Raw genomic sequence first — 8,261 nt, forward strand, 5'->3', positions numbered from 1 at the left:
TCGCATAATCTATAGCATGTGAAACTGGCTCACCTGAAGCCCGCATGGTTGCTGCGTTTGCGGAGGAGGGCGTCAAAAATAAATTGACGCCGGTGGCCACCAGGACGGCCCCGGCGGTCATCGCCGCCCTGTTCATAAAAACTTCCCACAAGCTTTTCTGACCTGTCTTTTCTGCTCGGTCGAGGAACGCTGCGCCCAGGACCTGCATTGGGTCGATCCCCAGCTGGAGCGCAACTGCGAGACAGGTCTCGTCGTCCATAACCCGCTTGCCTTTGAAGTAGTGGCTTATGCCGCCTTCGGTCACATTCAACAGTTTCGCAAGGCCTGCTGCGTTCAGGCCTTTCGCTGTCTGCAATTTCTTTAAATATTCCACGCTTCGCATAATTTTTTCTCCTTGACAGCTGTAAAGCCCTGGGGTTACTTTACGCCTGTCAACTATACAGGCGTCAAGCAAGATCGAATCCTATGTCCAAAGCCGCAACAGGTCAACCGCAAAATCTCTCTAATCATCACGCGCTCTCGCTAATGAACGCGCACCAGGTGCAGGAGTACATCGATCTGACGCTGTCCAAGGTATCTACCCTGGGCGAACACTACGTTGCTCGCCAGCTGGAGTGGGCCGTGGTCGAGCTGGAGCTCTGCGGCGAAAAGCACGTCTATGAGGTGGCTCAATGACCTACGGCCAGATGTTCCTGGGACTGGATGAGCACGAGGTCGAGGTCGTTGTTGCCGCTCTTAATCATTTCAGCGACCAGGTGTCGGACGACGTTGCATGGGGCTCTGCCATGGCTGAACGTCGTCTCGCCACCATTCGTGTAATTCAGTCGCGCATCAAGACCCTTTCCCAGGGAGACGGCCAATGAGGACCGCCGGAGTCGGGACGGACGGTACGCCACGCGCAGCGGGGCGGGCTGGCCGGGCCGCCGCAGGCGGTTCCCCCCGTACTGTAATACGGGGGGAAAGTGTGCAAACAGCTAACGAAGATAAAGCGCAGCGTCTGGCGATCATCGACTGGCTACGTTTTACCTTCCTTCCTACGTGCAGCACGACTGCTGCCTTGGACCAGCTCAAGCGCTATCTGACGATGTGGTTTCCGGTGCCGGTCAATTTTGTTCCTACCGAGAAGGGTATGTTCGGCTACGCCTCAACCTTCGACTTGATGATCTGGATGGACGCCGAATTTCTCAAGGTAGGAACTGTCGCCCTGGGCGGCAGTAATGCGGGTAACACCATGATGGTAGACCTGTCTGGCAGGGGCTGTTCATTAGTCGAAGACTGGCGCGCTGTTCACGCGACGATGCAGGACCTGGATGCCCGTATCACGCGCGCCGACACTGCTCTTGATCTCATGGAAGGTTTCACGCTCGAGCAGTTCGATGATCTATACCTGGCAGGCGAGTTTAACTGTGGCGGTCGCATTCCATCCAGGCGCTACTTCGAAGGCGGCGACAGTCACGATCCTCACGCTCACGGCCGGACGTTGTACCTGGGTAAAAAAGCGAACGGCAAGGAGCTTTGTATCTATGAGAAGGGGAAGCAGCTCGGGGATTCCACCAGTGAATGGCTGCGTATTGAGATCAGGTTCGGCAATCGAGACCGGGTCATCCCTCACGAGATTGTGCTCGACCCAACGAGGTTCTTTGCGGGTGGGTTCGTGGCCCTGGAGACGCTCGTCGACAGCATCAAGGAAAAGATCAAAACGGACCAGCGGGATATCGCGGTTGAGGAACGAGCTATCGTCCTGAAAAGGCTTACACACTTCCTCATCGCTGCATATGGCAAGACCATTTACCAGCTGGCACGCGAGATGAAAATGGATTACCAGGCTCTATTCGATTTGCTACAGGTACAAGGGGTACCGCGTCGTCTAGAAAAATCCACGGTGGCCGGTGGCGTGACAGAGGCGCACGATCCTGCCTCGTCTATGGAGCAATGAAATGGAAATGAAAGCACAAGCAACCGTTCGCGGTGCTAAGAAGTTCAAGGGTCAGATGGACGATGGCAAACAGATCGATAGCGGCAAGCTGTTCGTCGAAGTCGTTCTCAAGGCAAGCGATAACGCGTTCGGGATGTGCACGGAGCCGGTGAAGTGCAAGGACTCGTCGATTGTCGACTCCATCGCGCACATGCAATTTCCGTTTCTTGCTGAACTGACCATCGAAATGGTGAGCGGTGCAAAAGGCATGGAGCAGACCGTCCTGGCCTGTTCGCCGGTCAAGTCCATCTCCGCTTCTAGCCCGAGTAAGGCACCGTAAATGGAGATGACGTCCGAAGCTTGGCTTGGGATATCTGTTGTCCTCTGCTTCGCCCTGGGCTGGATCGCTGGGCAGCAACGATGACTGCGCTCCTGTGGGCCAGGCTCTGGCCAGTGCTGCTGTTGCTCGGGCTCTGGATCGGCGGCATCTTCTTTGTCCGGTTCCTCATCGTTCGTTACAAGAGGGCCGGGTTATGACGATGGCCATGTGCATAGGCGCCTGCATGGCCGCATTCGGCCTGGGCTATGCCGGTGGGTCTGTGATCCGCATTGCACGCAAGGCTATCGAGTCCATCGACTGATTTCGTTTCGCTTCCTCGGGGTGGCAACCGGGGACTCTACCAACGCCATTCCACTGGGGAACCCAAAATGAACGCAGCATTGAAGAAAGCAGCACAGAAAGCAACCGCCGTCACCACTCTGGCACTGGTTACCGCAGGCCACGCGATGGCCCAGGAAGCCGCAGACGCAGGCGTCACCGCCATCAACAACCTGGCCGGTAAAGCCACCACCTACATCGCCGCAGCCTTCACCGTGGCCGTCCTGGTCGCTGGCGGCTTCTGGGGCATCAAGATGATGAAGAAGTCCTTCGGCGCTGCGAAGTAAGGCGCACGGACCAAGGTCAGTGCTTCGCCCCTTCGGGGGCGTTTTCATTTCTGCGAAGGGGAGTACATGCGGTCAATACGTGCGGGGGTCCTGGGCCTCCTGTTCCTGGTCTCCTGGTTGCTTTCGACCAGTCCGGCGTTCGCGCAATCTGTCACGGCCTCGTCCACCGATGGCGGTTTTCAGCGCATCATGAATAACATTGTCAGGGGCACGCCTGGCGTCACCAACACTCCCATTACAGGTGGTGTCCGTACTACCGCGACTGGCGCCGTTAACGTGACCGCTCGCGGCCTCACGATCCCGGTCAACACCAGTGCCGCCGCTTCGATTCCGGGTTCCGCTATAGCAAAGGGTGCAGCTCGCATTGGCATGCGCGCGCTTCCTTGGGTCGGCACAGCGATAGTCGTCAAAGACATAGCCGATGCTGTCAGGGACTCCGGGTATGTGACATGTCCTCCACCGGCTTTCTTCTGCAAGGTGGACAAGGCTGTCGAAGGGTATCCGTCCGTTCTTCAGTTCAAGCCAGTTTGCACAGAGATTTCCGCTTGCCAGTCTTGGTACGAAACAGCCGCCGCTTCGTGTGCAACAAAGGCTGCAGCCTCATCGAATAAGATTCAAAGCGACGGCGTCACCAAGCTCCCGTTCTACGTCGTTTCCGTTGGTGGGCCACCCGCCTACTCTTGTACCTACAAAACGGACGGCCTTCAAGGCAAGTACACCTCCGGAACCTTTGTAGTCCCTCCAGAGCAAAGGGGTGTATGCCAGGACGGCTCCGTGGTCACTGCTGGTGCCACGTGCTATGTAACCGATGACAGTAATCCACAGCCCATTACGCCCGACCAGTTGGAGCAGCAGATCGCGGACGCGGTATCCAAGGGTAAGATCAGCTTGCCGGATCTCAAGGGCAAGATCGATGCTGTCGCCAACGCTAATCAGGCTATGGACCCCCCTATCGACGCGAGCGCTGCGCCGCTGACCGTCACCGCGGCTCCGGTCACGCTGCCACAGAAAACCATCGTCACAAGGACCATTCCGAACTCGGACGGCTCGACCAGTACGGAAGTGGTCAAGGAATCGATCACCGTCACCCCACAGATCGGGTCGCCTTCGACGGTCGCTGAGCCGAATGTCTCCTATCCGTCCACGTCCACGGTCACGACCACGATCACCAACAACACCACCAACGTAACCAACACCAAGACCGAGATCATCAATAACCCGCCGCCTGCGCCCGTTGAGACGAAGCCTACAGAGCCAAAGCCCGACTACCCCAAGGACTACAACCGTGAAGCGACTCAGCAGAAAATCTTGGACGCGCTCACGCAGCCGATTACGGAGAAGGTCCCTAATGGCGAGTCCGAGCTGGCCCAGGTGAAGGAACAGAACGACAAGCAGATCGCCGTGGTCGCGGACGTGACAGAGGACCGACTCGGTATCAAGGGTTGGATGCCGCTCGTTCCAACCGCCGCTTGCGTGAATCCGCAGGTGCCTATCCCGATCACGGGACAGATGATCCAGTTCCCCATTTGCGGGGCAGTGGACACCTTTAGCTTGTTCATTTCGGGCGTCATCGCCTTCTTCTGCATCCTGGGCTGTGTGCACCAGGTGCAAACTGCCTTGAGGGCCTAAGCCATGCCAGTACTCGCTGTTTTCCTCGGTGGGATGTTCTCCGTTGCTCTCCGACTGTTTGCCCGGTTCTTCGTCCTGGAGAAAGCCGCCAAGCTCGCCGCTTGGTCCGTCGCCCTAGCTTTGGCCGCTGGCCTTTTCACGGCCATGATGTCCTGCGTAACTGGCGTCTGTGCTGTCGCGATCACTGACATGGCCAAGGTCCATCAGACTGCCGCCATGGGCCTGGGCATCGCTTTTAACACGGTCACGCTTGCCTCGGTCGGCTGCTACATGTCGGTTTGGATCATCTGCCAGCTCTACGTGATCAAGAAGAAGGCCATCAACATGGTGGTGAACCTGTAATGGCCGTCTACGCGATCACCGGCAAGCTCGGGTCCGGCAAGGGCAAGGCCGCTATGCAGAAGCTTCGTGAGTACCTTCGGGAAGGTAAGCGGGTAGCCACCAACTGCGACGTGTTTCTTGAGCACCTGGACATCGAGCGAAGCAAGGCGACCGTCATCAGGGTCCCGGACAAGCCGACTGCTACCGACCTCTACATGATCGGCAGCGGTAACAGGTTCGTGTCGTTCCTTCCCAACGTGGTCCAGACGAGGGACGGGCTCAAGGGGTTCGCTCCTCTGGTGTCGCCTAAGATGCTACCCGGGTTCGACGAGCTGCACAACGGGGCGCTCGTCCTCGACGAGTGCGGCTCATGGCTCAACACCAGGAGCTTCGCCGAGAAAGGCCGCGCCGAGCTGCTGGAGTGGATGATCCACGCTCGCAAATACGGGTGGGACATTTTCTTCATCATGCAGAATATCGGCCAAGCCGATAAGCAGCTTCGTGAGTCGCTTTTTGAGTACGTGGTTCGGTGTACCAGGTTGGACCGGCTCAAGGTGCCTGTCGTGTCGAATCTGATTTCTGGCATCACTGCCGGCACGGTCTCCGGCAATCTCCCCAAGGTCCACGTCGCCGTGGTTCGCCTGGGGTCCAATCCTGACGCGCTGGTAGCGGATCGGTGGGTCTTCAAGGGCGTAGACCTGGAGCCAGCCTACAACACGACACAGGTCTTTACCGAGAACTACCCGCATGGCACGCATAGCTTGCTCTCTCCCTGGCATCTGTCGGCTCGCGTTGGCCTGCCCGATGGCCTGCATGGTCCTATCCTCCCAGGGCATCATGACCTTGTTCTGGTCAAGCCCAGGGCCGCACCTCTCAAACCTCCGCACCCTCACATGACCAAATTCCTGTTCTTGTCTTTGCTGCTCGGCGTTGGCCTGGGCGGCGGTGCCGTAGCTCTCTACGGTGATCCGGCTCCTTCCTCGTTGCCGTCACCAGTCAAGGCGATCGCCAAAGTTGAGTCCAAGCCTCCCACGGCTTTGGGCTTCATGCGATCTGCGTCCGATGTAGTTATTCTGCTCGAGGACGGTACCTCTGCTACCCCCTTGTCGTTCACCAGTGATGGTAAGAAGTGGTCCGCCGTCCTGGAAGGCAATGTCACCGTGTCGGGGGTGCAGCCATGATCCGCCGTTTGTTTGTGTCTGCTTCCATGTTTGTGTTCTTGACGTGCTGTGCGCCTCTGGCCCGGTCGGAGCCTGTTTCGTTTTCGTTTAACGCTGTTCCCCTGGTCGAGTTCGCGCAGGCCACGTATCGAAGCCTCATGGGTCGGGACTACGTCCTTTCTAGTGACCTGGTCAGTATGGGCAAGCGTGTCAGCGTCAACGTCAAGTCCCTGGACAGTGCGGCCGTGCCTGGGTTTGTCGAGAACGTGTTGCGAGCTCACGGCGTGAAGTCGTCTTTGAGGGATGGCGTCTACTTCCTGGAGTTGGCGACGGCCCTCGAACCGATGGCGCCGGAACATCCGCCATTGGCTCCCGGCCTGGCGCCGGCCGCAGTCGAAGTTCCGGCACCTGGTGTAAAGCCGGGGCCTGACATCGTCCCTGGGAAGGTCGAGGTCGTAGCAGTCAAGCATCGGCCTGTCGCCTTCCTGGTCGACGTTCTCAACGCGGCCTTCGGTGGGTCGGTCGCCTATCCCGGTGGTGGATCTCGGATCGTCCTTTCGGCTGCAGCGGACCGGATCTCGGTTGTTCGTGATCTGGTCGACCAGCTGGACGTTCCAGCGTCGGTGGTTGAGGTGTCCGCATCCTTCGTGGAGGTCACCAGGGGCGGCGCAACTGCTCGGGGGCTTGCCCTGGTAGCGGATACTGTCGCTAATCGCCTTGGCGGGGCTTCAATCGTGCCTGGTGAGGGCAGGGTAGCCGTCCGCGCTGGCAGGTATGAACTGGTTTTGGAGGCTCTGGCCGGTGATTCCAGGTTTCGCCAGGTCTCGAACTCGCGTGTCGTTGGTGATGATGCTGAGAAGTTGACTTTGTCCGTAGGTGATGAGACTCCGACCATCGCAAGCACGAGCCGGGACCAATCCGGAGCATCCATCCAGAACGTGGTGTATCGGCCCTCGGGCGTCATCCTGGATGTGCTGCCGAAGGTACTCGGTTCGGGGCGGCTGTCTCTTGCCGTTGATGGTCAGGTTTCTTCCTTCCAGACCACAACCACTGGCGTGGCCGGGTCGCCTACCTTGGTCAAGCGTCAGGTCAAAACGGCTGTGTCCGTTGAGGATGGCCAGGTGCTAATCATCGGTGGCCTGGATGATTCCAAGACCGCCTCTGCCGAATCAGGTTTCTCGTTCCTCCCGAAGACCTGGCGCAACAGGTCTGGTTCCGAATCCAAGACTGACCTAGTGCTCATTTTGTCTGCTCGGGTACTTCCGCAGAATAAATAGCGTTACACCTCGAGCGCGTAACGGAAATTCCTTTATAATCGTTACGGTAACAATAAATCGAGAAGGCATCATGGCCGTTGCAAAAAATGACGTAGTAACCGGGCAGCTTCCCGGCATGCCAGGTAAGCGTGGTCGCCCTCCCACAGGTAAGGCTAAGTCGGGTGCAGAGCGCGTCCGTGCACACAGGGCCAAGAAGAGGTCTGAACAGGGCGAAGTGCTTTCTTATGAGGTGTCCGGCGAAGTTCTCCAGGCCCTGCAAGCTGTGCAGGCACAATTCCGTCTAACGATGGGGGATCGAGCCCCTACGTTGTCCGGCATGGTCGATCACGCCCTAAGGGGTCAGCTGGTCTCATGGGGTTGGAGTTTCGCCAAATGATCGAATACTTCTTTGCTGTCGTGATCGCAGTTTGGCTACTTGCCGGTCTGATTCTTTTCGCTCGCTTCGTCGCTTGGCTAATGGACGGTCCCTTGTAAACCCTGAATCGTCCTTGCCAAACCCCTTCCAACCGCCGAGTAGACGAAAGGGGGCGGCTCAAGCCGAGCGAAGGCGAGGGAACCCCCTCCATCCATTAGCCTCCTGCTCGGCGTCTAGTTTGGGGTGACGGTTCCACTCGACCCGGCTCAAAGCGGCTCTCCAAGCCGCGCAAGTTATCCGTGCTCTGCAAGACTCCACAGTGTTTGCTAATATTGCGCAAATGCAACTAGAGTTGTTTCCATACGACAGTCTCAGCAGGTCAGAGCAAGTCTCAATTCACCGGATCATCAGAAGCCATTACTGGCACATCCGCAATCTTCGAGCTGGTCGATTCGGGCAGTCTCGTCTACGTCATCGATATCGCCAAGTCGAGCACCAAAAAAAACGCCTGCTCATGGCAGGCGTATCAAAGCGTGAAGTACTCGACTTGCTAGCTTGTTGCAGGCTTCAATGCAGCCTGGTCAAGCATCCCTTTAAACCGTGTAAATATTGTGCGTAAGTAACGACGACGGCGCGTACCGAACTTCGCATAATCTATA

10 protein-coding genes are annotated in these 8,261 nt (G+C 57.8%); 9 read left to right on the forward strand and 1 reads right to left on the reverse strand.

All coding sequences use genetic code 11. The features are described from left to right. The coding region (locus AC3XQU_RS22510) for a helix-turn-helix domain-containing protein (protein WP_489876396.1) at positions 1-382 on the reverse strand (382 nt) is incomplete at its 3' end. Positions 383-465: 83 nt separating this feature from the next. On the opposite strand from AC3XQU_RS22510, the gene AC3XQU_RS22515 reads away from it, so the two are divergent. The 9 genes from AC3XQU_RS22515 (at position 466) to AC3XQU_RS22555 (ending at position 7,247) form a co-directional block, all read left to right on the forward strand. Beyond that, positions 466-675 carry a hypothetical protein gene (locus AC3XQU_RS22515; protein WP_489876397.1) on the forward strand — a complete coding sequence of 70 codons (210 nt, stop codon included), beginning with the start codon at positions 466-468 and terminating at the stop codon, positions 673-675. Further along, positions 672-863, forward strand: a complete 192-nt coding sequence (locus AC3XQU_RS22520) for a hypothetical protein (protein ID WP_489876398.1) — start codon at positions 672-674, stop codon at positions 861-863. The genes AC3XQU_RS22515 and AC3XQU_RS22520 overlap by 4 nt, the downstream gene beginning before the upstream one ends. Before the next feature lie 101 nt (positions 864-964). Next, on the forward strand, positions 965-1,936 hold the full coding sequence (locus AC3XQU_RS22525) for a replication initiation factor domain-containing protein (protein ID WP_489876399.1): 972 nt from the start codon (positions 965-967) through the stop codon (positions 1,934-1,936). Between the two features lies 1 nt (position 1,937). Then, a complete protein-coding gene (locus AC3XQU_RS22530) occupies positions 1,938-2,255 on the forward strand; it encodes a hypothetical protein (RefSeq protein ID WP_489876400.1) in 318 nt (105 codons plus the stop codon). 368 nt (positions 2,256-2,623) lie between these two features. After that, positions 2,624-2,860, forward strand: coding sequence for a major coat protein (locus tag AC3XQU_RS22535; RefSeq protein WP_489876401.1), 237 nt, complete (start codon positions 2,624-2,626; stop codon positions 2,858-2,860). Between the two features lie 189 nt (positions 2,861-3,049). Then, positions 3,050-4,489: a hypothetical protein gene (locus tag AC3XQU_RS22540; RefSeq protein ID WP_489876402.1), complete on the forward strand. Its 1,440-nt coding sequence runs from the start codon at positions 3,050-3,052 to the stop codon at positions 4,487-4,489. Positions 4,490-4,492: 3 nt separating this feature from the next. Continuing rightward, the gene (locus tag AC3XQU_RS22545; RefSeq protein WP_489876403.1) at positions 4,493-4,831 is read left to right on the forward strand and encodes a hypothetical protein; all 339 of its coding nucleotides are present in this window, start codon (positions 4,493-4,495) and stop codon (positions 4,829-4,831) included. Further along, positions 4,831-5,991 carry a zonular occludens toxin domain-containing protein gene (locus AC3XQU_RS22550; RefSeq protein WP_489876404.1) on the forward strand — a complete coding sequence of 387 codons (1,161 nt, stop codon included), beginning with the start codon at positions 4,831-4,833 and terminating at the stop codon, positions 5,989-5,991. Before AC3XQU_RS22545 ends, AC3XQU_RS22550 begins: the two co-directional genes overlap by 1 nt. Continuing rightward, positions 5,988-7,247, forward strand: coding sequence for a type II secretion system protein GspD (locus AC3XQU_RS22555; protein ID WP_489876405.1), 1,260 nt, complete (start codon positions 5,988-5,990; stop codon positions 7,245-7,247). The genes AC3XQU_RS22550 and AC3XQU_RS22555 overlap by 4 nt, the downstream gene beginning before the upstream one ends. Positions 7,248-8,261: the final 1,014 nt, after the last annotated feature.

Source organism: Telluria sp. AZSoR62 (genome assembly GCF_058111565.1).

What these genes read in the sequence shown, in the direction of transcription:
- AC3XQU_RS22515 (WP_489876397.1), top strand. Translation starts at nt 466, where the DNA reads ATGTCCAAAGCCGCAACAGGTCAACCGCAAAATCTCTCTAATCATCAC.
- AC3XQU_RS22520 (WP_489876398.1), top strand. Translation starts at nt 672, where the DNA reads ATGACCTACGGCCAGATGTTCCTGGGACTGGATGAGCACGAGGTCGAG.
- AC3XQU_RS22530 (WP_489876400.1), top strand. Translation starts at nt 1,938, where the DNA reads ATGGAAATGAAAGCACAAGCAACCGTTCGCGGTGCTAAGAAGTTCAAG.
- AC3XQU_RS22535 (WP_489876401.1), top strand. Translation starts at nt 2,624, where the DNA reads ATGAACGCAGCATTGAAGAAAGCAGCACAGAAAGCAACCGCCGTCACC.
- AC3XQU_RS22540 (WP_489876402.1), top strand. Translation starts at nt 3,050, where the DNA reads ATGAATAACATTGTCAGGGGCACGCCTGGCGTCACCAACACTCCCATT.
- AC3XQU_RS22545 (WP_489876403.1), top strand. Translation starts at nt 4,493, where the DNA reads ATGCCAGTACTCGCTGTTTTCCTCGGTGGGATGTTCTCCGTTGCTCTC.
- AC3XQU_RS22550 (WP_489876404.1), top strand. Translation starts at nt 4,831, where the DNA reads ATGGCCGTCTACGCGATCACCGGCAAGCTCGGGTCCGGCAAGGGCAAG.
- AC3XQU_RS22555 (WP_489876405.1), top strand. Translation starts at nt 5,988, where the DNA reads ATGATCCGCCGTTTGTTTGTGTCTGCTTCCATGTTTGTGTTCTTGACG.